Origin of the sequence: Algibacter amylolyticus, from assembly GCF_014202225.1 — a bacterium.
GTDB lineage: Bacteria > Bacteroidota > Bacteroidia > Flavobacteriales > Flavobacteriaceae > Algibacter_B > Algibacter_B amylolyticus.
On the sequence record NZ_JACHGE010000007.1, the window covers coordinates 113,027 to 137,269 of the forward strand.

Consider the following 24,243-nt stretch of genomic DNA (forward strand, 5'->3'; position numbering starts at 1 on the left):
GTAACTTTTATTTTTAAGGCACCTCACTTTAATTGCAAAGCAAACAACAGTAGTATTACAGAAACTTATGGCACATTTTGAAGATTTAAATTTAAACACACCTTTACTTAACGCACTTAGCGACTTAGGTTTTACAACACCTACGCCTATACAAGAAGAGGCCTTTAACATTGTGGCATCTGGTAAAGACGTGGTTGGTATAGCACAAACAGGTACAGGTAAAACTTATGCCTATATGCTGCCAATACTTAAAAACTTAAAATTTTCGAAACAAGAAAACCCAAGAGTTTTGGTTTTAGTACCAACAAGAGAGTTAGTTGTGCAGGTTGTAGACGAAATAGAAAAACTATCAAAATACATAAACAATCGTGTTTTAGGTGTTTACGGTGGCACCAATATAAATACCCAAAAACAAGCCATTGCCGAAGGTATCGATATTTTAGTAGCCACACCTGGTCGCCTTTACGATTTAGCTTTAACACGAGTTTTACAACTTAAATCCATACAAAAATTAGTAATTGACGAGGTGGATGTTATGCTGGATTTAGGTTTTAGACACCAGTTAATAAACATTTTTGATATCCTGCCAGAAAAGCGCCAAAACATTATGTTTTCGGCAACCATGACGCAAGATGTCGATTTACTAATTAACGATTTCTTTAAAAGTCCTGAGCGCGTATCCATTGCCGTTTCTGGAACACCGCTAGATAATATATCGCAACAGCGTTACATAGTGCCTAACTTTTACACCAAGGTAAATTTGTTAACCCATTTATTAAAAGATAAAGAGCGCTTTAATAAAGTATTAATTTTTGTAGCCTATAAACGTATGGCAGACCGTTTATTCGATAATTTGGATGAGCGTTTTCACGACGAGTTATGCGTAATCCACTCCAACAAAACACAAAATTACAGGCTACGTAGTATCGAGCAATTTCGAAATGGCGAAAACCGTATTTTAGTAGCTACCGATGTTATGGCACGTGGTTTAGATATCGATAACGTATCGCATGTTATTAATTTCGATACACCAGATTTCCCCGAAAACTACATGCACCGTATTGGTAGAACAGGTCGTGCGGAACGCGAAGGTGAAGCCCTTGTTTTTACCACTAAAAAAGAGCAAGAAGCTATCGAAAATATCGAGTTGTTAATGAAAATGACCATTCCGGTTCTAGAAATTCCAGAAACCGTAACCATTTCTACCGATCTTATTGAAGAGGAACGTCCGCAAATAAAAGAGCGTAACAACCCAAACAAACGTAGTAAAGACGAAGATGCTCCAGGACCAGCCTTTCATGAAAAATCTGAGAAAAACTCTAAAGAAAACTTAGGCGGTTCTTATAAATTTAAAATTGCTGCCAAGTACAAAAAACCTAAAACTAAAGGCGATAAAAACTATAACAGACGTAATAAAAGGAAATAAGTCGCAGTTTTCAGCGGCAGTTTTCAGTGGGTTGCGTTTTTAAGAATTAGTGTTTAAGTTTCCTATTGATATTTTTTGGGCGTTACCACAAGGGTCGCGCTTTCCGCTGCAAGTCCTCGCTCCTCCTACGTCGGGCTGTGGGCTTTTCACTGCAATCCCTAACGCACCTATCTGCCTAGTATAATTATTAGGTGATTTCTATGGAGTTGCTTGCTTGGGTTAATTTTATAATTCGTTACGCTAGCGCTAGTATTTACTAATGCCCATTTTAATCATACTCCTAAACTGGACGCACTCAATACGTCACTAATTTAAACTAGCGCTATCGAGGATTTATTAAAACATGCAAAAACCTCTCTTTCAATCTAATGAAAAAGAGATTTTAAATAATTCGATTAATTGATTGATGAAGAACCGCTATAGCTACTAACCCTTCTGTAAGCCTCTTAAAACAATAATGCCTATTCGTGGTAAAATAAAAGTAATACAGCCAAATACAGTAGTTAAAAAGGCTACTTTAAGTCCTGTGGCCATCATGCCTTGGCTAATACCGCCAATAGACTCTATAGCATCAAAGGCTGTAATCATGCCAATTGTAGAACCTAAAAACCCAAATACTAAACCTAATATACTAACATCGGATGCTAGTTTGGTCATTTTTTTAGATTTTAAAATATCCTTTTTCAAATTAACAAAGCCCATAACGAGAAACGCTATTGCCAACAACAGACAAATTAATATTAAGGACATAAATAGTGGTCCGCCTTCCATAAATCTATCTACAAAAACATTCAAGAAAACAACTGATAACATAAACATAATTAATTGGTTTTAATTAAACATGGTACAAACATATAGCCTTAATGTGTACTAAAAATTAATATGCGACGGATAACGAATTTAGCAATTAAAACAGCAATATGCTAAAACCGTAATTAAACCGGTTATTCGTCTACAAAATATTTAAGCCCTTAAAATTTATAGTATTATTGTAATATAAACCGAACTGTGTTTTTACTTAATAAGCTAAGCACAGTTTGATCTAGAATAATACGTTTTAAAACGGAATATTATATACTCGAAACAAATTTCACTCATAATAATGAGTAAAAACACACTCGAATTGACAAAATTCCTAAAACATTTGTAATGCTAACAAAGCAATTCATTTTAAAAAAAATAGGACAGGTAATACTCCACGTTGCCTTTTGGTGTGGAGTCTTGCTGTTTTACACCTATTTTTTTGGTGTGGATAGTAGCGACTTTAGTTATGTATTATCCTTCTCCCTGTTTTTAATGCCTATTACTGTTGCAACAACCTATGTTTTTATTTATAAAATAATACCAGAATACCTGGTTACAAAACGCTATGCTTTATTTGGGTTGTACAGTTTATACGCCTTAATTATATCAACGTATCTTATTTTATTATCTGTGTTTTACGGCTTAGTTTACCTTTCTAATTTTAAGTATGCTAATATGGCGCCCATAAGCAAAAGCTTATTGTTAGTGGCTATTGCAGTTTACTTGGTAGTTGTTATAGTAAGCGCTTTTAAGCTTTTAAAACTAAATTTAAAACATACCGAAGACACAAAAATATTAGAAACTAAAATTCTTGAAACCCAACTAAAACTAAAAGAGCAAGAGTTAAATTATTTGAAGATGCAAATTCACCCACATTTTCTATTTAACACCTTAAATACCATGTATGGTTTTGCTTTAAAGAAAGCGGACGAAACGCCCGAAATGATTTTAAAGCTTTCAAATTTGTTAGATTATTTATTGTATCAAGTAGATAAACCTTTTGTTTCGCTTAATGATGAAATACATCATATTAACGATTATATAGAGTTGGAAAAAATGCGTTTTAATAACACGCTACACATAGATTTTAAAACTGAAAACATACTTACAGAAACTAACATTGCCCCTATGCTCCTACTGCCCTTTGTAGAAAACAGTTTTAAACATGGCAGTTTAAAAAATGGTATTCTAACCGTAAACATCAATTTGTATTGCGAAAATAAAAGCCTCTTTTTTACTATTGAAAACACTAGTAATGCTAATACCGCTTCAGAAAACGGCATAGGTTTAGACAACATTAAAAAGCGATTAGATTTACTCTATAAAAACCAATACACGCTTAACATTAATAATGAAAACGGATTATTTAAGGTACATTTAAAGCTTAATATGGTTAATTAATGACAGCAAGTAAAGACATATCGTGCATTATTATTGATGATGAAGCTATTGCTAGAGAGGTAATCGCAACGCATGTTGCTAAAATTCCAAAAATTACTATTGTAAAGCATTGCAGGAATGCTATTGAAGCTTTTAATGCGCTAAGGGAACATAAAGTCGATTTAATTTTTCTGGATATAAATATGCCCGAAATCTCAGGTATTTCGTTTGCAAAATCTATAAATACCGATGTTAAAATAATATTTACCACCGCCTATCGTGATTATGCCGTTGAAGGTTTTGAGTTGCAAGCGGTAGATTATTTATTAAAACCCATTTCTTTTGATAGATTGCTAAAAGCGGTAAATAACTATTTTGATATCTATACGCAAGCCAGTTCAATGGAACAAACCCAAACAGTTAATAACAATTTTATGTTTGTGCGTGCAGATAGACGTATGATAAAAATTGATTTTGAATCTATTATTTATATTGAAAGCTATAGCGATTACATTAAAATTCATTTAGCCAATAAAACCATAGTAACTAGAGAAACTATTAGCGCTATAGAAGCCAAACTACCTAATGCTCATTTTTTAAGAATTCACAGATCTTATATAATAGCATTAAAGCATATAGAATCTTTTACTAACGAAGAAATAACCATTAATAACATCGCTTTAACCATAAGTAGAAGTTACAAAAAGGATGTATTAAAGATTTTAGAAAAGTTCTAAAAACCAAAAAACCCTTTCCAAATTAATGAAAAGGGATTTAAATATAGAAAGTTTCAATATTAACAAGTATTAACCAACCAAATTAACCCTAACTTATAGAAAACTCTGTTTATATATAACTAACTACAATTTACTTGTTATACCAGAGCACAAGTATTAACTAACTTTTCTTTTGCTCTTTTTATTCTCATTTTAACTGCACTTGTTCCAAGCCCCATAACCTCTTCAATATTTTTAATAGACAAATCGCTTTGGTATTTCAATAATAAAATTGATTTATCTTCAGCAGAAATCATACTTAAACCGTAGTTTAATTTATCAACCAAATCTTGGTTGCTATAACTTTCTTCAGTTAAATCGGCTGCATCATAATAATCAGGAAAACGCTTTTCGTATTTTTTTACTTTACTTCTAGATAAATAATTTACACAATGATTATATGTAAAAGAGTATACCCAAGTTGAGAATTTAGAATCTCCTTTAAAACTTGAAAGTTTTACATATAACTTTAAAAAGATGTCTTGAGTTAAATCTTTAGCTTCGTCTTCATCGTTTACAAAAGAATAACATTTATTGTAAATACGCTTTGAAAATCTATCGTATAAAATTTCAAATAAAGCTGAATCGTTTTTTACTACTATTGCGGATACTAATTGTTCGTCTGTCAAAATTAAAAGGGTTATTGGTTATTTATACTCCAATATTACAGAATAGATACCCCGATGAACTTTTTAAGCAAAATTGGTTAACCAAATCGATTAAAGACATATTTAATCGTTTAAAAGTATTTATTTATGACAGAAAAAACCTATTTTAATGATTTTAAGTAAATTTAAAAAAAAATAAATCTATTAAATTCATCCCGTTTCAATACTTTTTTAAATAAAAAAACCTCTTAAGTTATGATGAAACTCATAACGAAAGAGGTGTAATATAAGAGTAGAGAGTTTTTCGGTGTACAGAAAAGTAACCAACCAAATTTTAACCCTAACTTAAAGTTAATCCTGTATACTTACTTGACTCTCTACAATATCTTTAATTGGTACTATTAATTTTCCTTCTTCAGTTTTAATGGTTACGGTTATCCCGTCAATAGATTCAATACTTCCTTTTAAATTATTGAATTCTATTTTCTGACCTAACTCGTATGTTTTTCTAGTATAAAAAGTTCTTAGCAAATCGGCTACTACCTTTTGTGCTCCTAAACCTAAAGCTAGTGCAAAGGCTATTAAAAAGGCCGCCAAAATCATGGTTAAATTGCTCGTTATTATCTCGGTATCTATACCCGCTTGATTTAGTGCTGTAATGGATACAAAAATTAAAATAAGAAAAAAGACTACCTGACTAATCATTTTTGCTCCAGATAAATCCATGGATTCAAAAAATGATTTTATACCTTTCTTAATAAGGTTAGCAAGTATTAATCCTACTGTAAAAATTACTAAGGCTGCAAATAACTGTGGTAATAAGCCTAACAAGTTGCTAATTTGCTCTGAGATCATAGTAAGGTTCATAATATCCGATGCCATAATAAATAGCATGATATACATTACCCATTTAACAAAACTCGACACAATTTTTATGGTGTCGAAATTTAGTTTTTTGCCTTCTACAATTTCTATTTCGTTAATAGCATCATCTAACTTTTCTGCCTTAGCAAGCTTTAAAGCTTTTTTAATAATCTTAACTATTAATTTTGTTATTAGCCATCCAAATACAAGTACAATGATGGTACCTATTATATTTGGAAATATTTTTGATATTTCAAGCCACATCGTTGTTAAAGATTCCATGGCCATGTCTTTCCATTGTGTTGCTTTATCCATAATTATTAATTTTTTTGTTAGGGTTGTTGTTGGTTAAATTTTAATTATCGGAATTTCTATTTTTCATTACAGTTTCTATAACATCTCCTATATTATATGAAAATAATGACGCCAAATCCATTATAAGCTTTGCCATAGCAATATCGCTCATTACCTTGTTCTTAAGTTCCGGTGGAACTTCTTTAAGGGGCTGGTCTATTAATTTGAATGGATCTTCCATTATTTCTGGTTTTCGTTATACACTGCTATTAGCTTATCCTTAGCACGTTTAATTCGCATTTTAACCGCACTTTCTCCAATCTCCATAGCATTTACAATTTCCTTTATAGAAAGGTTATCTTGATACTTCATCAATAAAATCATCTTCTCTTCTGGAGAAATTAATTCTAATGCCACTTTCAATCTATCAACCTTCATACTAAGGAAACTACTATCGTCTTCCTCTTCTTCTGAAAGATTTTCTATATCCTTATAATCAACCGACTGTTTTTCAAATTTTTTAGCTGTATTTCTTGTTACATAATTAACACAGTGATTATATGAAAAAGCATAAAGCCAAGTTGAAAACTTAGATTTTCCTTTAAAACTAGCCAATTTAACAAACAGCTTTAAAAATATATCCTGAGTTAAATCTTTAGCTTCATCGCCATCTTTTGCAAACCCATAGCATTTGTTATAAACTAACGTAGCGTACCTATCATATAAGGTTTCAAAAAGCAAAGTATTATTAGTCTCCACTATCGCTTCCACTAATTCCTCGTCAGTTAGATTATTTATGTTGTTAAGGGTTTTCAAAATTAGCTTTCGCTATTTAGTTGTTATAGGGATTAAGACACAACCTTTTGTAAAGAGTCACAAAAAATAGTAGATATTCAAAAATTACTTACAGATTTACAGGCGATTCAACGGATTTTATCTGTTTCTAATCTATAATCATTTAAATAACACTGTTTTAATGGATTTTTATTGATGCATTATACTATAATAATAAATGAAATTAAACTTTTGTTAAGGCGCGTTTTAATGCCTAAACTTATTAGGGATATTCCTAAATTTGCTCAAAATCAATATTTATGAAATTCTTTTACACCTGCTTAATTGTTACTTTTTTTGTTTTACCTTTTAAAAGTCATGCCTTTGATGATTTTTGGGGAGCCACTGGCCACCGTGTTGTTGGTAAAATAGCCGACGATCATTTATGTGGAAAAACAAAAAGACAAGTTAAACGCCTTTTAAAAAGAAAGTCGCTAGCTTTCGTATCTACATTTGCCGATGAAATAAAATCTGATAAGCGCTACAATGAATTTTATACTTGGCACTATATTAATATGTCTCATGAAGAAAACTATGAAGACTCGAGAGTAAACCCAAAAGGCGATTTAATTACAGGCATTGAATATTGCAAAAAAATTATAAGTGATAAAAATGCTACGGATGATGATAAAGCGTTTTACTTAAAACTATTAATACATTTAGTGGGCGATTTACACCAACCTATGCACGTAGGCTTACAAGAAGATAAAGGAGGTAACGATTTTAAAGTACAATGGTTTTATGAAGATTCAAATTTACACCGTATTTGGGATTCTGAAATGATTGAGAGTTTCAATATGAGTTATAATGAACTTGCCGAAAACGCAGATGTTTTATCTAAGAAGCAAGTAAAAGCTATTCAAGAAGGAACTGTTGTTGATTGGGTAAACGAAACGCACGAACTTACTAAAAAGGTATATGCGTCTGCGAAACCAGGTGATAACTTAAAATACCGTTACTCTTACGAAAACTTTAATACCGTTAGAAGCCAGTTACAAATTGCTGGCATTCGTTTGGCTAAGGTTTTAAATGATTTGTTTTAACAAAAAATAACTTATATATTAAATTAAAAAGGCTGAATTTAATTATTAAAGTCAGCCTTTTTTATTATAAGATTCCTGCCTTCGCAGGAATTAGATATGTAACGCTCTATCTTCAGTGGCAGCTAAGGCCGCTTCTTTAATAGCTTCTGTAAATGTTGGGTGTGCGTGAGACATACGAGAAACATCTTCGGCAGAGGCTCTGTATTCCATAGCAACAACAGCTTCGGCAATCATATCTGCAGCACGAGCTCCAATCATATGTACACCTAAAATTTCATCGGTAGTTTTATCTGCAAGAATTTTCACAAAACCATCTAAATCCATACTTGCTCTACTTCTACCTAAAGCACGCATTGGAAAAGATCCTACTTTATAATCGACACCTGCTTCCTTAAGTTGCTCTTCTGTTTTACCAACAGCAGCTACTTCTGGCCATGTATAAACAACACCAGGTATTAAGTTATAATCAATATGTGGTTTTTGTCCTGCTAAAGTTTCGGCTACAAAAACACCTTCTTCTTCTGCCTTGTGCGCCAACATAGCACCTTTAACAACATCGCCAATAGCATATATGTTTGATGCAGATGTTTGTAAATGCGCATTTACTTCAACACGACCTCTATCGTCTAATTTTACTCCTGCAGCTTCAGTATTTAAACCATCTGTATACGGCTTACGCCCTACAGAAACTAAACAGTAGTCGCCTTTAAACTCAACTTCTTCTCCTTTTTTGTTATCGGCTTTTACAATTACTTCATCGCCTACGCGCTCTACCGATTTCACTTTATGAGAAACCTGCATTTTAAACTTCGCTTTTTTGAAAACTTTGTTTAATTCTTTAGATAAGCCAGCATCCATTGTAGGAATAATTCTATCCATATACTCAACAACAGTAACTTCCGCACCTAAACGACGGTAAACTTGACCTAGCTCTAAACCAATAACACCACCACCAATAACTATTAAATGCTTAGGGATTTCTTTAAGTTTTAAAGCTTCGGTTGATGTTATGATGCGTTCTTTATCAATATTTATAAATGGTAAGTTTGAAGGCTTACTACCTGTAGCAATAATGGTGTTTTTTGCTTCAATCTCGGTAGTTTCCTCTCCGTTAATAGTAATGTGAGTGGCATCTTTAAAGCTTCCTAAACCTTGGTACACATCAATATTGTTTTTCTTCATTAAAAAATCAATACCTCCAGTGGTTTGGTCTACAACAGCTTGTTTACGAGCAATCATTTTCTCTAAATTCACTTTTACCTCACCAGGGATTTCAATACCATGCTCTTCAAAATGCTTTACCGCATCGTCGTAATGGTGCGAAGAATCTAAAAGTGCTTTACTTGGTATACAACCTACATTTAAACAGGTTCCTCCTAATGTTGAGTATTTTTCTATAATGGCCGTTTTCATGCCTAATTGTGCGCAACGTATAGCTGCAACATATCCTCCGGGTCCAGAACCAATAATGGCTACATCGTATGAATTCATATAATAATTTTGAGATTTTCTATTTATAAATCGAAAATCAAAAATACGAATTTAGATTCAAGGTAATTAATGGATTAACAGTTTTTTTGAGGAAATTAATCTAATTTATAAATATCTTTAAGAATCCACTCCAACTCGGTATCAATTCCCGATTGAATATCAATTAAATTAGGTAACACCTCTACATCTGGTTTAATGCCATAACCATCTGGATTTTGCTTTTGTGGCGCTTCTATTTGCATTAAGCCCATGCCTACTTTAACTTGAGAAACAGGTAATCTATAAATTTTAAAAACGCCTGCTACCGTTCCATTATACGCACCTCCAGTTTCTTCCCCTATAAATGTAGCGCGCTTTGTAGCTTTTAAATGGGTTGAGAGTATTGAGGATGCCGAAAATGAATTACCATTTATCAAGACAAACAACTTTCCGGTATATGCTAATGGCTTAGGAGCTTTAATTCTAGTGTACTTATTAAAATCAAAATAGATTTTATCGTTATGTTTTTTAGTTTTTATTAAACTATAAGTCGCAACCACGGGATAAAACAATGAACCAATTATTTTTATACTATTAGGTGTGGTATTACTCATAACAGATTTTATAAATGGCGTCCTATTCGTTACCTCACTTTCTTTAATAAATTGAAACGGTTTATTAGCTAAATAACCATATAAGTAATCAATTTCGGCTATTCTTCCACCTCCATTATCTCTTAAATCTAGAACAAAGTGGGAGGTGTTTTTGGCATCTATTTTAGCAAAACTTTCTTTATAAAAACGTTTATAATTGCCGTTGGTAAAACTTCTTAATTTCATATAGGCTATGGAGCTATCTTTTCCTATGTATTTAAAATTTCTGGTAAAGTTTTTATCCTTCGGTATATACCCTCGTTTCCTTTTTTGTTTTCTAAATTGTTTTTTTGCTAGTCTATTTTCTTTTTTATCCTCTAGACTACGTTTTTTAGGTTTTATGTCTTCCGCGGAAGCGCTAATGGAATCCTTATTCTCTTTTTTTGGATTTTTATCGATGCGCCTTAATACTTTTGAAAATACAGAATCCTTAGCTTTAAAAGTTAACTGTAAACTATCTAGAAACCCTTTATCTCTGTAATAATACAATGCAAAGGTTTTGGACACATATCTGTTATACAGTGTTTTATTATAACCATCGGAAGCAAAACGTGTTTTATAAACTTCTGCCAATTTTGTTGCCGACTCGCCATTAATACTCACAATTTCTTTTCCTATTAAAGTAGAATCGTTTCCCTTATAATTTTTTACCCAAAGTTTACCGTCTAGATAAACAACATCTAAATCGTAAAACTCAAATTTTTTCTTTTTTAATGCCTTAAGTTCCTTTCTTGTAAACCGCTTACCTTCTAGCCCTACCGAAACATGACCTTGCTTAACTTGTGCCACAACGGGAGCTAATTGCTTATAAAACGCTCTGGAATCCATAGGCCGATTAATGGATTGCTTTAAACTATCAAACTTAAAATCTAAAACCGCTTTAGGTGTGTATTGATATAACTTAGGATGATGGCGTTTAAGTTGCTTATATAACTTATCGATATCTAGATGTAAGTCTTGTACCGTATGCAACTTGGTAATTTGTGTATTATGTTTTTCAATACTCTTACAAGACACCAAAAAGACCAATAATATAAATGTATAACACATTTTTTTCATGCTTACTAAAATAGTGCTTCTGGTTAAATCTTTATTATCTATTAATGTTTGTTTAACTTTTAATTAAATTCGAATGAAATTCTGTAATTTTGTACGGCATGCAAAAAAACATAAACATACAAAATAAGAAAGCGCGCTTTCTATACGAAATACTCGATAAATATACCGCTGGTATTGTATTAACGGGTACCGAAATTAAATCTATAAGAAGTAGTAAGGCCTCTATAGCCGAAAGTTTTTGCGAGTTTAGCGAAAATGGTGAACTATTTGCGGTGAATATGACTATTCAAGAATATGCCTTTGGTAACTACTATAACCATAAACCAAAAGCAACCAGAAAACTTCTACTAAATAAAAAGGAATTAAAAAAGTTAAATAAGGAAGTTCAAAATTCTGGTTTAACCATTATTCCGTTACGCCTTTTTATAAACGATAAAGGTTACGCTAAGTTAGATATTGCATTGGCTAAGGGTAAGAAATTATTTGACAAACGCGAATCGATTAAAGATAGAGATAATAAGCGCGATTTAGACAGAATAAAGAAAGCGTACAAATAGTATTATATATTTTTTAACGCTTTGACTAGTTAATTTTTATTAATTTCCAAACTTAAATTTTTAATATGAAAAAGTTAATTATTCTTGTACTAGTAAGTGTTTTATCCATAAACCTTCAGGCTCAAGATAAACATAAAGACAAAGGCGAAAAATTAGAAAAAGAAGCTGTAGAATTTACAGTAGATAGCACCGCTGTTTTAACCTTAGATAAAACTATAGAAACCTTATATAACGTTATTTCTGGCGAGAAAGACGAAGAAAGAAATTGGAAACAATTTAAGTTTCTGTTTTCATCTGATGCTAAATTGATAGCTTCTGGAAAAGATAAAGAAGGGCATTTAAAAGTCGTTTATATGTCTCCTGGAGATTACATAAAAAGCTCGGGGAAATGGTTAGTTGAAAACGGATTTATAGAAAAAGAGATACATAGAAAAGTGGATACCTTTGGCAATATTGCTCAAGTTTTTAGCACTTACGAATGTTTTAAAAGCAAAACAGACCCAACGCCTTTTATGCGCGGTATAAATAGTATTCAATTATTAAATGATGGGGAACGTTGGTGGATTGTTAATGTGTTTTGGTCTCAAGAAACGGATAAACATCCTATTCCTGCAAGGTATTTAAACTAAGCATTTGTGGTATGCAGGATTCTAATACAGAAGAAACTTATTGGACACAACGCTATTTAGAAAACCAAACCGGTTGGGATATTGGAGAACCATCGGCACCATTAAAAGCATATATTGATCAATTAGAAAACAAGGATTTAAAAATTTTAATTCCCGGTGCTGGTCATGCTTACGAAGCCGAATACCTATTTAACAAGGGCTTTAAAAATGTTTATGTGTTGGATATTTCTAAAGAACCATTGGATGCCTTAAAAAAACGCATCCCAGAATTCCCCGTACACCAAGCCATTCAAGGCGATTTCTTTACACATAACAACACCTACGATTTAATTATAGAGCAAACTTTTTTCTGTTCCTTCCCTCCTACAAAAAGTAGCCGACAACAATACGCTGCTAAAATGCACGAACTACTAAACCCTAATGGGAAACTAGTGGGCCTATGGTTTTCAATGCCATTAACAGGCGATATGGAAAAACGTCCTTTTGGTGGTTCTAAACAAGAGTATTTAGGCTATTTCAAGCCCTTTTTTAATATCATTACTTTAGAGGCTTGCTATAATAGCATTACGCCACGACAGGGCAATGAGTTGTTTGGTATTTTCAAAAAGCAATAAAACCCTAATTTTTATCCTCCAATAAGGGCACAAACCTAAACTCGCCAAACTCTTCTTGTTCAAATTCTTTAGGACCTTTTCTAGTAAACATATTCATGATTTGCACATCGTCGCCTACAGGAATAACAAGTCTTCCTCCTATTTTTAACTGGCTTAACAAAGGTTTTGGAACAAAAGGTGCTCCTGCTGTTACTATTACACCATCAAAAGGCGCCTCGTCTTCAAGTCCTATATAACCATCGCCAAAAATTAACTTCTTAGCACGATAACCTAGTTTTGGTAGAAACTTACTCGTTTTTTTAAACAACTCGTTTTGGCGCTCAATACTATAAACTTTAGCGCCCAATTCGCATAAAACAGCAGTTTGATATCCACTTCCTGTTCCAATTTCTAGAATCTTATTTCCCGGTTTAATTTTTAGTAATTCCGACTGAAAAGCAACCGTATAAGGTTGAGAAATAGTTTGGTCTGCACCAATAGGAAATGCTTTATCTTGATAAGCATGGTCTAAAAAGCTAGAATCCATAAACAAATGCCTAGGAATTTTACCTATGGCGTTTAAAACACGGGTATCTGTTATTCCTTTGTTTTCTAATATTTTAACGAGCTGCTGTCTTAATCCTTGATGCTTAAATGTGTCTTTCAATGTTGGCGTGGTTTAGTTGGATAAAATTAGGCAAACATTTTTAAGCTAAAAACTATTTATTGAGATTTTATTTTTCGCCATTTATAAGCCAAATTTTTAGATTAATTTCCTAACTTCATCTTTTAATTATCTTATTTTTGTTGAAAACGTATAAATTATGCTAAAAGCTGGAGTTCTTGGTGCTGGTCACCTAGGAAAAATTCATTTAAGACTTCTTAAACAATCTACAAAATACGACCTTGTTGGGTTCTATGATGCCGATGAAACAAACGGTAAAAAGGTAGAAGCCGAATTTGGATATAAATTTTTCAACTCTATAGATGCGCTTATTGATGCTGTAGATATGGTGGATATTGTTACGCCAACCTTGTCGCATTACGATTGTGCGAAACAAGCTATTGCTAAAAACAAACATGTTTTTATTGAAAAACCTATTACTAATACTGTTGAAGAGGCAGAACATATTAGAGAACTGCTAGCAGAACATAATCTGCGCGGACAAGTAGGCCATGTAGAGCGTTTTAATCCGGCATATCTTGCTGTTAAAGATGAAATTAACTCGCCTATGTTTATCGAAACACATCGATTGGCAGAGTTTAATCCTAGAGGTACCGATGTTCCTGTGGTTTTAGATTTAATGATACATGATATTGATATTATACTTAGCGTTGTAAAATCGAAGGTTAAACATATTTCGGCAAGTGGTGTTTCGGTAATTAGTGATACTCCAGATATTGCCAATGCGCGTTTAGAGTTCGAAAATGGCTGTGTTGCCAACTTAACAGCGAGCAGAATTTCACTAAAAAACATGCGTAAAGCACGCTTTTTTCAAAAGGATGCTTATATCTCTGTAGATTTTCTTACTAAAAAATGTGAGGTGGTAAAAATGAAAGACGCTCCAGAAAACCCTGGCGATTTCGATATGGTGTTACAAAATGCCGAAGGCGTAAAAAAACAGATCTATTTTGATAACCCATCGGTATTAGAAAACAATTCTATTTTAGATGAATTAGAAACCTTTGCCGATGCTATAAATAACAACACGACACCAATTGTATCTTTACATGATGGTACCGAAGCACTTCGTGTGGCTACCCAAATAATAAATGCCTTTTAAATGAAAAAAATAGCAGTAATTGGTGCAGGCACTATGGGTAATGGTATTGCGCATACCTTTGCCCAATCTGGATTTAAAGTCTCGCTTATAGATGTTAATGAAGCCGCTTTAGAAAAAGGCATGAATACTATTGCTAAGAATTTAGATAGAATGATTGCTAAAGAAAAAATTTCGGAAGCTGATAAATCTAATACTCTAGCAAATATAAGCACATATACCAATTTAGAAGACGCTGTAAAAACCATTGATTTAGTTGTTGAAGCTGCTACTGAAAATTTAGAATTAAAACTTAAAATATTTAAGCAATTGGACCAAGCGTGTCCAGAAGCTGCCATTCTAGCTAGTAACACATCGTCCATATCTATAACACAAATTGCAGCTGTAACATCCAGACCAGAGCAAGTTATTGGTATGCATTTTATGAATCCGGTTCCAATCATGAAACTGGTTGAAATAATTAGAGGATACAACACAAGCGATACCGTTACTAAAACCATTATGGAACTTTCTGAAACATTAGGAAAAGACCCTGTTGAAGTAAACGACTACCCTGGTTTTGTAGCCAACCGTATTTTAATGCCCATGCTTAACGAATCTATTGAAACCCTTTACAATGGCGTTGCTGGTGTTAATGAAATTGATACCGTAATGAAATTAGGAATGGCACACCCAATGGGACCATTACAACTTGCCGATTTTATTGGACTAGATGTTTGCTTGTCTATTTTAAATGTAATGTATAACGGCTTTAAAAACCCTAAATATGCCCCTTGCCCATTACTAGTTAATATGGTGCAAGCAGGGAAATTAGGTGTAAAATCTGGTGAAGGTTTTTACGATTATTCCGAAAGTAGAAAAGCAGAAAAGGTTTCGAAACAGTTTTTAAAATAATGATTGAAACCAAGGCATTTTCATTAACTAAAGAGAACTATTATAAAATTGTTTTATTAACGCGATTTAAAAAATCATGGTGGCTTTACCTTATCATGATACTTATTGCTATTTTCAATTTACCTAAGTTTGGAAACGATAGTTTTAGTACCTTTTTTATTATTTTCTCATTTGCGTACCCTTTCATAATATCAATTTACCTCTATTTTTGGACAGGTTCAAAAGACCATAAACCCATATTTTCAAAAACCACTTTATCATTTAATAATGAGTATTTGCTATTTAAAAGAGCAGGAAATGAATCGAAATTAGTTGCAAATAGCATTCAAAAAGCGGTTTCAAAAAACAACTATTGGTTAATATATATTGCTAAAAATCAGTTTATTTACGTCCCAAAACAAATTTTTTATAATGTTAACGATTTAGAGGCTTTTTCTAAATTAATAAAACAGAATTTATAGATACATGAGTATTAAAGAAAACCTAAACAACATAAAATCTAAACTTCCAGAGCATGTTACTTTAGTTGCCGTTTCAAAAACAAAACCTGTTGGCGATTTAATGGAAGCTTATCAAGCAGGTCAGCGTATTTTTGGAGAGAATAAAATCCAGGAAATGGTAGAAAAATACCAAGACATGCCAAAGGATATTGAATGGCACATGATTGGCCACGTGCAACGAAATAAGGTTAAATATATGGCCGAATTTGTGAGCTTAATTCATGGTGTTGATAATTACAAATTATTAAAAGAAATTAATAAGCAAGCAAAAAAACATAATCGTGTAATTGATTGCTTGTTACAACTAAAAATAGCATCAGAAGACTCTAAATTTGGAATGTCTTTTGAAGAAGCATCAGAAATAATTCAATCTGAAAAATTTTCGGAATTAAAAAATATTAATGTGGTTGGTGTTATGGGGATGGCTACTTTTACTACTGATGAAAACCAAATAACCAATGAATTCAATCGTTTAAAATTTGCTTTCGATGCTTTAAAAGCCCTACAAACCCAATACTGTAGCTTAAAAACTATTAGTATGGGTATGAGTGGCGATTTTCCTTTAGCAATTGCAGCTGGTAGTACAATGATTCGAGTAGGAAGTAGTATATTTGGTTCACGAAATTATACAAATTAAAAAATAACGGTATACTATTTACGCAATACTAGACATAGAAACCACAGGTGGTAAATTTAATGAAGAAGGTATAACTGAAATTGCTATTTATAAATTTGATGGTCATGAGGTGATCGATCAATTTATAAGCTTAGTAAACCCAGAACGCGATATCCAACCTTTTGTAGTAAACCTAACAGGAATTAATAGCAATATGCTTCGTAATGCACCTAAATTTTATGAGGTTGCTAAGCGTATTGTAGAAATTACTCAAGACTGTATTCTTGTGGCGCATAACGCCCAATTCGATTACCGCATTTTAAGCACAGAATTTAGGCGATTAGGTTTCGATTACGAACGTAAAACCTTATGTACTGTAGAGCTTTCAAAAGATTTAATTCCAGAGCAAGATTCTTATAGCTTAGGAAAACTAGTACGCTCATTAGGTATTCCAGTAACCGACAGACATCGGGCTTCGGGTGACGCTTTAGCAACCGTAAAACTTTTTAAATTACTACTTACTAAAGACACTACTAAAACCATTATACAAAAATCTATAAAGCTTAGCGCCAAACGAAAAATGGAGCCCAAGCTATTAGATATTATTGAAACTTTACCATCTATAACCGGCGTTTATTACATTCATAAATCTGATGGAGACATCATTTATATTGGCAAAAGTAACAATATAAAAAAACGTATAAATCAGCATTTTACAGGCACCAATTCCAAATCAAAAAAATTACAATCTAAAGTGGCCTCGGTAACCTATGAAGCTACAGGCAGCGAATTGGTAGCACTACTAAAAGAAAGCGAAGAGATTAAAAAGAACAAGCCACTACATAACAGAGCTTTACGTCGTTCTACATTTACGCACGCCTTATACGTTTTTAAAGACGACAATGGCTATTTAAACCTTAAAATTGATGTTGCCGATGGTCGTAAAAAAGCCATAACAACCTTTAGCAATCGCGAAAGCGGAAAAAGTTTTATTACTAGAGCTGTTGAAGATTATAACCTATGCCAAAAACTCTCAGGCCTATATAAAACAAAAACAAGTTGTTTTGGTTACGATATAAAAGCTTGTAAAGGCGCTTGTATTCAAGAAGAATCTGCAGAATCTTACAACAAACGTGTTGAGGCTTTAATTGAAAAAAACAGCTATTCCAACAAAAATATGGTTATCGTTGATAGAGGTCGAGAGGTTGATGAGCGCAGTGCTATATTAATTGAAAACGGCGTTTTTAAAGGCATTGGATTTTTCAATTTAAACTACCAAATAACTAACCTTAAGGTATTAGAATCTATTATTACGCCAATGGAAAATAATAGAGATGCACAGCATATTATTCAAAATTACTTAAGAAAAAACAAACGTTTAAAAATTATTACCCTAGATTAAATTATGTTGAAATTTACTTCACTAGTCATTCTACTTTTTAGCATGACAACCCTTGCCCAAGAAAATTACAATTCAGAATCTTACAAAGTTGTACTTGGCGATATAGAAAGTACCACCTTTGCTAAAGATTCAACTGCAAATGCACTCGTAATTTATGAACAAGGTAAAAGTCATGTTGATAACAACGATTATGATCTTAGAACTGAAGCCAAATTCAAAATAAAAATTTTAAATTCTGAAGGGTTTGATAATGCAAATGTTGAAATCCATTTATATAATAATAAATCAAAATCTGAAAAAATAAAAGATATAATTGCTACAACCTATAATAAAAATGGCAATGAGGTAACGACAACAAAACTAGAAGAAAAAAATATCTTTAGAGAAAAGTACGACGAAAACCACACTCTAGTTAAATTTACTTTACCTAATATAAAAGAAGGCTCAGTTATTACATACAGCTATAAAATAATTTCGCCGTTTGTTTCTAGCTATAAAGGTTGGGAGTTTCAAGGCGACATTCCTAAATTATATAGCGAATACAACGCGAGTATTCCTGGTAATTGGCTATTTCATACCAGACTTGTAGGCGGAAAAAAACTAACCACAAACACTTCGGTTATTAAAAAAGAATGCCTGCAAATGCGAAATGGTGCTAGTGCCGATTGTAGCGAAAGCGTTTATGCCATGAAAAACGTTCCTGCCTTTATTGAGGAGGATTATATGACCACAAAACGCAACTATTTGGCGCGAATTGAATACGATTTAGAAACCTTTAGAGATACCGATGGAACAGTAATAAATTATACCAAATCTTGGAAAGATGTAGATAGGGAATTTAGAACCGATAAAGAAATAGGTAAACAACTAAAAAAAACTATTAAAACCGAAGATTTGTTAAGTAGCGCTATTATAAATGATGCAGACCAACTTAATAAGGCTGAATCTATTTACAACTACGTTCAAGATAATTATACATGGAATGGCGATTATAAAATATATCGTAACGTATCTGTAAAAGACTTATTAAAAAATAAGTCCGGAAACGTTTCATCGATAAACATTCTATTGCACAACCTTTTACGTGAGTCTGGTATAGATGTAAAACCTGTTTTACTCTCTACAAGAAATAATGGCTTCCCAACTACTATTTTTCCTGCTATTTTCGAATATAACTACCTTATAGTACAAGCCACTATTAACGATAAACAATACTTATTAGATGCTACAGATAGCTATTTAAACTTTGGAGACTTGCCTTATAGATGCCTTAACCAAATTGGAAGATTACTAGACTTTAAAAATGGTAGCGCATGGATAGACATTAATCCTAGAACGCACTCAAACGTATTTTACCAAACCAATTTAAAGTTCGATGAAAATGATTTGCTAGTAGGAAGCATTAAAACTAAAAGAACAGGATATCACGCACTATACAAGAAAAAGGAATACTATTCAAATGAAGATGAATACATAAATACGCTAGAAAACAAATTCCCTTATATCGATATTTCTAACTTTGAAGTAACAAGTGATGGTGTAGAAAGTAAAGACTTTAAAGAATCTTACGCTATTGAGTATAATTTTGATGATGTTGGCGATAATGTCTACTTAAACCCTTTTTTCGTTACATTTTTCAAAGAAAATCCGTTCAAATTACAGGAACGATCTTATCCTATAGATTTTGGATATAGCGATAGTTATTTTTATATGTTTAATATAGAATTAAATGATCATTACAGTATTGTAGAAATACCTAAAGAGCAAAAAATAGCACTACCAAACAATACAGGTCAACTGGTGTTTAGCTCAAAACAAATAGGTAATAGCATCAATTTCTTATTAAAAATTGATTTTAAAACACCAATATACGACGTAGATTATTACCCCTATTTAAAAGCGTTTATGAGTAAGATAGTCGAGATTCAAAACAACACGGTTATTTTATTAAAAAAAACCATTTAAGCTACTAGTAAAAAGTAACTTAACTTTTTGCTACATTTGATATCATGAAAAAGTTATTCGATAAACATTGGAAAGCTAGGATCTATAAAATTATTTATCACTCGGATACGCCGGCTGGAAAATTGTTCGATCTTGTACTTTTAGTTGTTATACTTGCAAGTATCTTATTGGTAATGCTTGAAAGTGTTAATACTATTGATGCCGAATATCATACCTTTCTTAACATTGCCGAATGGATAATTACCATACTTTTTACTATCGAATATATTTTAAGAGTAATAACCAACTCGAGTCCTAAAAAATATGTTTTCAGCTTTTATGGTATTATCGATTTGCTTTCAACAATACCTAAATATTTATCGTTTTTCTTAGTAGGATCGCACTCCTTAGTAGCTTTAAGAGCATTACGATTAATGCGTATTTTTAGAATTTTAAAACTAGCCCGTTTTATGGGCGAATCCAATAATTTTTTAAAAGCACTGCGCGCTAGTAGAGTTAAAATTGCGGTTTTTGTATCGTTTGTGGTTATTATTTGTGTTATTCTTGGTACCGTTATGTACCTTATTGAAGGCGAACAAGATAGTGGTTTTACAAGTATTCCACGAAGTGTATATTGGGCTATTGTAACGCTTACTACTGTAGGTTATGGCGATATCGCTCCTGTAACTCCAGTAGGACAATTTCTGGCCTCTGTTATTATGATAATAGGTTACGGTATTATAGCTGTACCCACCGGTATTGTTAGTGCTGAGTTTGCTTCACAGAAAAAGGTAGAAATAAAAGAAGAGGAAGAAATTATAATAGAAACTAAAACCTGTAAAGAATGTTTAACAAGCGATGTGCGTAGCGAAGCTAAATATTGCTATGTGTGTGGTGCAGAAATAGTCTAACTTTTATCTTTTAACTTCTGAAAACAAACAACAAATACCTTATTTCCATAATTGGCCCAACAGCCATAGGAAAAACGGCACTTAGTATTAAGTTGGCGCAGCACTATAACACCGAAATTATTTCGGCAGATTCACGTCAGTTTTTCAAGGAGATGCAAATAGGTACTGCCGCACCATCACCCGAGGAACTCGCAGGTGCTAAACATCACTTTATACATCATAAATCGATTAAGGACAATTATAATGTTGGTGCCTTCGAAAAGGATGCACTGCAATGTCTCGATGCCTTATTTAAAGCTCATAATGTGGTAGTTATGGTTGGTGGCTCAGGCTTGTATGTCGATGCCGTTACAAAAGGCTTAGACCATTTTCCAGAAGTAGATCCTAGCATTCGCGAAGCCTTAAATACCCAACTGGAAACCCATGGGCTAGAATCGCTTCAAGCCCAACTGCAAGCATTAGATATTACCTCTTATAATAGCATAGCCATAGCTAATCCACATCGTGTAATTCGCGCTTTAGAAATTTGCATAGGCACAGGTAAACCGTATTCTTCCTTTTTAAACCAAGGGAAAGTAAAACGAAATTTTAAAACCATTACTATTGGTTTAATGGCAGATAGAGCACTTATTTACCAACGTATTAACCAACGTGTAGATATTATGATGGCTGAAGGTTTATTGGACGAAGTAACAGCATTACTAGATTACAAGAATCTTAATGCTCTAAACACGGTTGGATACAAAGAACTATTTAACTATTTAGAGGGTACTTGGGATTTAGAGTTTGCTACCTCCGAAATTAAAAAAAACACGCGTCGTTTTGCCAAACGTCAGCTTACCTGGTTTAAAAGACAAGACGATACCCTTTGGTTTAATTTCGATACACCAATAGAAACCATTACAAAGCAATTAGACGCCCATATCATTTAATACTATGCATAACGAAAATGTTTTAGATAATCCAGTTTGGTTTTCAATAACAGATAAACATACACAACAAGGAATAGATTATGGTTATACTAAAATGTATCATCCAGATTTTACACCTTTTGGGGCGTTTATAAAAGGAGCAGATACCGCTGCTGCTATAATGGAACATGCTAAATTAACGCCTTCCTTTTTTATGGTAGGCGAAAAACCTAAAATGCCTTCATCTTTTAAACCACCTATTCAGTATGTTGGTTTACAAATGATACTTTATAAAAAAATAGACCATCCCATAACCGAAAGCATTGTAGAACTTAAACCAAGTCATCATGAAGAAATCATGGATTTGGTAGCCATCGCTTACCCTGATTTTTTTAAACCTAAAACCGATACCTTAGGACGCTACTTTGGCATTTTTAAGGATGAAAAATTAGTCGCCATTACAGGCGAACGTATGCAACCAGAGCAGTTTACCGAAATTAGCGGTGTTATAACACACCCAGATTATGTTGGGAATGGTTACGCTAAGCAGCTAGTTACCCATACATCCAATAAAATATTTGAAAAGAACAAAACACCTTTTTTACATGTGGACCAAACTAATCTCGGGCCTATAAATCTGTATAAAAAACTTGGTTTTGTTACGCGAAGAAAATTAGAATTCTGGCAAATAAATAGTTAATATTACCAAAATATAAAAGTAGATTTACTGCATAGTAATATCGCTATATTTAGCGTTAATTAAAATTCTTTTTCCAATAGAAGGATTTCCTGTAGAAAAATTAGAGGTATTACTTTTTACAGCCTGATCTGGCTGTACCAAACGAGAATGCGTGCCTTTATACTGCAAACTATAGTCTGTTTTAGGCAATCCAATAACGGCATTACTATTTTGTAAAATAATATTTAAGTTATTAAAACTATCTTCAATATTATAAATATCTACATCGCCAATATTACTATCTATTATAGCACTTCCTGTTAAAGATTCTATATCTACCTCCGAAGATGTTAGGTTTAAAACCAAATGAGCAACATGCTCAATATCTGCACTTTTAACATAATTTAAATTCAACTCACCTAAATTCCAGTGCGTAATCTGTATTGGCGAATATGAAGCATTAATGGAAGTAGAACTTCCATTAATACTTAAAGCTTTAAACTTTGTATATGCTAAATCTGCTTTTAAATTATCAATATTATTAGCAAATTCTATTTCGCCATACTTAACATTTACTCGTAATTTAGCATCCTTAGGTATTTTAATTTTAATCGTTTTTTTAACTTTAATAGACGATTTATTATCCAAAAGCTTTTCTATTTCTAGCTCTCTTTCTTTAATTAAAACAGCACGTTCCTTAAGGTGCGCTTTACGGTCTTTAGCATATTCCTTAGCCATTTCGCGATGCATCATAGCGCGTTCCTTTTGTGCCGCCATACGTTCGGCATTGGCAGCAATATGTTCTGCTTGGGTTTCCACTCTACTGGCTTGAGCTTCCATGCGCTCTGCAAAACGCTCGCCCCATTCTTCCATACGATCGGCATATTTTTCGCCCCATTCTTCTCCAAACTTCTCGCCCCAAGCTTCCATTTTTTCAGCAAAATCATCACCATACTTGTCACTCCACTCTTTTCCGAATTTTTCTCCCCAAGCTTCCATTTTTTTAGCGTAGTCTTTACCGTATTTAGACTCAAATTTACGCGACCATTTCTCTAAATAATCCTCACCCTGCTCTTTATAGGCTTCATAATCAAAAGCAATAGCATTAACGCCTTCTGGTAATTCGGGTAATTCGGGCATTTCAAACATTTGTGGTATTTCCGGAACACTAATATGCATGACTGGCATATCTGCAAGTTCAAATTTCAATTCATTTAAAATTGCTCCAACACCATAATCGTCATCGCAATTATCGCAATCGTAAGCCTCATGATGTGCCCACATAGCATTTGGAACTTGATCACTACCAGCATTAATTGTCACTTTATTTGTAGTAGCATCAATATCTATATGCCATTGCTTTAAAGCATCGTCTAATTGGTCTTTGCTTAATTTTTCGCCTTCAACATAAGCCTCTATCTCTACAGTGTTTTTGTTCCATGTATCAAACACTATACTGCAGTAACTTGTGTTTAAATCTACCACAACATCCTTATCTACTTTTATAGATTGCGATACTTTGGTTAATTTTTGTTGTGCTGCCAAACTTCCCGAAATAAGAAAGCAGAGCACCGCAAATTTGAATTTTATATAAAAACTGTTCATTTTTTGATTT

The 24,243-nt window shown here is 32.9% G+C and carries 25 protein-coding genes; 16 read left to right on the forward strand and 9 right to left on the reverse strand.

Going from position 1 to position 24,243, the window contains the following annotated elements; translation table 11 throughout:
* Positions 1–67 precede the first annotated feature (67 nt).
* Entirely contained in the window at positions 68–1,426 is a 1,359-nt protein-coding gene (locus tag HNQ90_RS13145; protein ID WP_144117565.1) for a DEAD/DEAH box helicase, read from the forward strand.
* Between the two features lie 426 nt (positions 1,427–1,852).
* Here the strand turns inward: HNQ90_RS13145 and HNQ90_RS13150 are convergent, their stop codons facing one another.
* Positions 1,853–2,245: a MotA/TolQ/ExbB proton channel family protein gene (locus HNQ90_RS13150; RefSeq protein WP_144117567.1), complete on the reverse strand. Its 393-nt coding sequence runs from the start codon at positions 2,243–2,245 to the stop codon at positions 1,853–1,855.
* A gap of 330 nt (positions 2,246–2,575) precedes the next feature.
* On the opposite strand from HNQ90_RS13150, the gene HNQ90_RS13155 reads away from it, so the two are divergent.
* Together HNQ90_RS13155 and HNQ90_RS13160 are read left to right on the forward strand one after the other, a co-directional pair.
* Positions 2,576–3,631 (forward strand): sensor histidine kinase, encoded by a 1,056-nt coding sequence (locus tag HNQ90_RS13155; protein ID WP_144117569.1) that lies wholly within the window; start codon positions 2,576–2,578, stop codon positions 3,629–3,631.
* Entirely contained in the window at positions 3,631–4,347 is a 717-nt protein-coding gene (locus HNQ90_RS13160; RefSeq protein WP_144117571.1) for a LytR/AlgR family response regulator transcription factor, read from the forward strand. Before HNQ90_RS13155 ends, HNQ90_RS13160 begins: the two co-directional genes overlap by 1 nt.
* A 137-nt stretch (positions 4,348–4,484) precedes the next feature.
* Here HNQ90_RS13160 and HNQ90_RS13165 read toward each other — a convergent pair whose 3' ends face one another.
* The 4 genes from HNQ90_RS13165 to HNQ90_RS13180 all read right to left on the reverse strand — a co-directional run bounded on the left by HNQ90_RS13165 (position 4,485) and on the right by HNQ90_RS13180 (position 6,968).
* Entirely contained in the window at positions 4,485–5,015 is a 531-nt protein-coding gene (locus tag HNQ90_RS13165) for an RNA polymerase sigma factor (RefSeq protein ID WP_144117573.1), read from the reverse strand.
* Between the two features lie 330 nt (positions 5,016–5,345).
* Complete coding sequence (locus HNQ90_RS13170; protein WP_144117575.1) at positions 5,346–6,173, reverse strand: mechanosensitive ion channel family protein; 828 nt, start codon at positions 6,171–6,173, stop codon at positions 5,346–5,348.
* A 40-nt stretch (positions 6,174–6,213) separates the two neighbouring features.
* Complete coding sequence (locus HNQ90_RS13175) at positions 6,214–6,393, reverse strand: hypothetical protein (RefSeq protein ID WP_144117577.1); 180 nt, start codon at positions 6,391–6,393, stop codon at positions 6,214–6,216.
* Positions 6,393–6,968 carry an RNA polymerase sigma factor gene (locus HNQ90_RS13180; protein ID WP_144117579.1) on the reverse strand — a complete coding sequence of 192 codons (576 nt, stop codon included), beginning with the start codon at positions 6,966–6,968 and terminating at the stop codon, positions 6,393–6,395. Before HNQ90_RS13180 ends, HNQ90_RS13175 begins: the two co-directional genes overlap by 1 nt.
* A 278-nt stretch (positions 6,969–7,246) precedes the next feature.
* Here HNQ90_RS13180 and HNQ90_RS13185 point away from each other — a divergent pair, with 278 nt between their 5' ends.
* Complete coding sequence (locus HNQ90_RS13185; protein WP_144117581.1) at positions 7,247–8,029, forward strand: S1/P1 nuclease; 783 nt, start codon at positions 7,247–7,249, stop codon at positions 8,027–8,029.
* A 90-nt stretch (positions 8,030–8,119) separates the two neighbouring features.
* On the opposite strand, the gene lpdA is transcribed toward HNQ90_RS13185, so the two are convergent.
* Both lpdA and HNQ90_RS13195 read right to left on the reverse strand, forming a co-directional pair.
* Complete coding sequence (gene lpdA, locus HNQ90_RS13190) at positions 8,120–9,520, reverse strand: dihydrolipoyl dehydrogenase (RefSeq protein ID WP_144117583.1); 1,401 nt, start codon at positions 9,518–9,520, stop codon at positions 8,120–8,122.
* Between the two features lie 95 nt (positions 9,521–9,615).
* Positions 9,616–11,211, reverse strand: coding sequence for a S41 family peptidase (locus HNQ90_RS13195; protein WP_144117585.1), 1,596 nt, complete (start codon positions 11,209–11,211; stop codon positions 9,616–9,618).
* Positions 11,212–11,309: 98 nt separating this feature from the next.
* On the opposite strand from HNQ90_RS13195, the gene smpB reads away from it, so the two are divergent.
* The 3 genes from smpB (at position 11,310) to HNQ90_RS13210 (ending at position 13,011) form a co-directional block, all read left to right on the forward strand.
* A complete protein-coding gene (gene smpB / locus HNQ90_RS13200; protein WP_144117587.1) occupies positions 11,310–11,768 on the forward strand; it encodes an SsrA-binding protein SmpB in 459 nt (152 codons plus the stop codon).
* 65 nt (positions 11,769–11,833) lie between these two features.
* Positions 11,834–12,397 carry a hypothetical protein gene (locus tag HNQ90_RS13205; protein WP_144117589.1) on the forward strand — a complete coding sequence of 188 codons (564 nt, stop codon included), beginning with the start codon at positions 11,834–11,836 and terminating at the stop codon, positions 12,395–12,397.
* Positions 12,398–12,408: 11 nt separating this feature from the next.
* Positions 12,409–13,011 carry a methyltransferase domain-containing protein gene (locus HNQ90_RS13210; RefSeq protein WP_144117591.1) on the forward strand — a complete coding sequence of 201 codons (603 nt, stop codon included), beginning with the start codon at positions 12,409–12,411 and terminating at the stop codon, positions 13,009–13,011.
* A gap of 4 nt (positions 13,012–13,015) precedes the next feature.
* On the opposite strand, the gene HNQ90_RS13215 is transcribed toward HNQ90_RS13210, so the two are convergent.
* The gene (locus tag HNQ90_RS13215) at positions 13,016–13,657 is read right to left on the reverse strand and encodes a protein-L-isoaspartate(D-aspartate) O-methyltransferase (RefSeq protein WP_144117593.1); all 642 of its coding nucleotides are present in this window, start codon (positions 13,655–13,657) and stop codon (positions 13,016–13,018) included.
* A 157-nt stretch (positions 13,658–13,814) separates the two neighbouring features.
* Here HNQ90_RS13215 and HNQ90_RS13220 point away from each other — a divergent pair, with 157 nt between their 5' ends.
* Genes HNQ90_RS13220 through HNQ90_RS13260 form a run of 9 tightly spaced genes read left to right on the forward strand, consistent with a single transcriptional unit; the run spans position 13,815 to position 22,649 of the window.
* Positions 13,815–14,774 (forward strand): Gfo/Idh/MocA family protein, encoded by a 960-nt coding sequence (locus HNQ90_RS13220; RefSeq protein WP_144117595.1) that lies wholly within the window; start codon positions 13,815–13,817, stop codon positions 14,772–14,774.
* Complete coding sequence (locus tag HNQ90_RS13225) at positions 14,775–15,665, forward strand: 3-hydroxyacyl-CoA dehydrogenase family protein (RefSeq protein ID WP_144117597.1); 891 nt, start codon at positions 14,775–14,777, stop codon at positions 15,663–15,665.
* Entirely contained in the window at positions 15,665–16,126 is a 462-nt protein-coding gene (locus HNQ90_RS13230) for a YcxB family protein (protein WP_144117599.1), read from the forward strand. The genes HNQ90_RS13225 and HNQ90_RS13230 overlap by 1 nt, the downstream gene beginning before the upstream one ends.
* 4 nt (positions 16,127–16,130) lie before the next feature.
* On the forward strand, positions 16,131–16,802 hold the full coding sequence (locus HNQ90_RS13235) for a YggS family pyridoxal phosphate-dependent enzyme (protein ID WP_144117601.1): 672 nt from the start codon (positions 16,131–16,133) through the stop codon (positions 16,800–16,802).
* Positions 16,803–16,818: 16 nt separating this feature from the next.
* Complete coding sequence (locus HNQ90_RS13240) at positions 16,819–18,183, forward strand: exonuclease domain-containing protein (protein WP_144117603.1); 1,365 nt, start codon at positions 16,819–16,821, stop codon at positions 18,181–18,183.
* Positions 18,184–18,225: 42 nt separating this feature from the next.
* Positions 18,226–20,148 (forward strand): transglutaminase family protein, encoded by a 1,923-nt coding sequence (locus tag HNQ90_RS13245; RefSeq protein ID WP_183822359.1) that lies wholly within the window; start codon positions 18,226–18,228, stop codon positions 20,146–20,148.
* A 44-nt stretch (positions 20,149–20,192) separates the two neighbouring features.
* Positions 20,193–21,038 carry an ion transporter gene (locus HNQ90_RS13250; RefSeq protein ID WP_144117607.1) on the forward strand — a complete coding sequence of 282 codons (846 nt, stop codon included), beginning with the start codon at positions 20,193–20,195 and terminating at the stop codon, positions 21,036–21,038.
* A gap of 17 nt (positions 21,039–21,055) precedes the next feature.
* Entirely contained in the window at positions 21,056–21,970 is a 915-nt protein-coding gene (miaA, locus tag HNQ90_RS13255; protein ID WP_144117609.1) for a tRNA (adenosine(37)-N6)-dimethylallyltransferase MiaA, read from the forward strand.
* A gap of 4 nt (positions 21,971–21,974) precedes the next feature.
* Complete coding sequence (locus HNQ90_RS13260) at positions 21,975–22,649, forward strand: GNAT family N-acetyltransferase (protein ID WP_144117611.1); 675 nt, start codon at positions 21,975–21,977, stop codon at positions 22,647–22,649.
* A 24-nt stretch (positions 22,650–22,673) separates the two neighbouring features.
* Here the strand turns inward: HNQ90_RS13260 and HNQ90_RS13265 are convergent, their stop codons facing one another.
* The gene (locus tag HNQ90_RS13265; protein WP_144117613.1) at positions 22,674–24,233 is read right to left on the reverse strand and encodes a DUF4097 family beta strand repeat-containing protein; all 1,560 of its coding nucleotides are present in this window, start codon (positions 24,231–24,233) and stop codon (positions 22,674–22,676) included.
* Positions 24,234–24,243 lie beyond the last annotated feature (10 nt).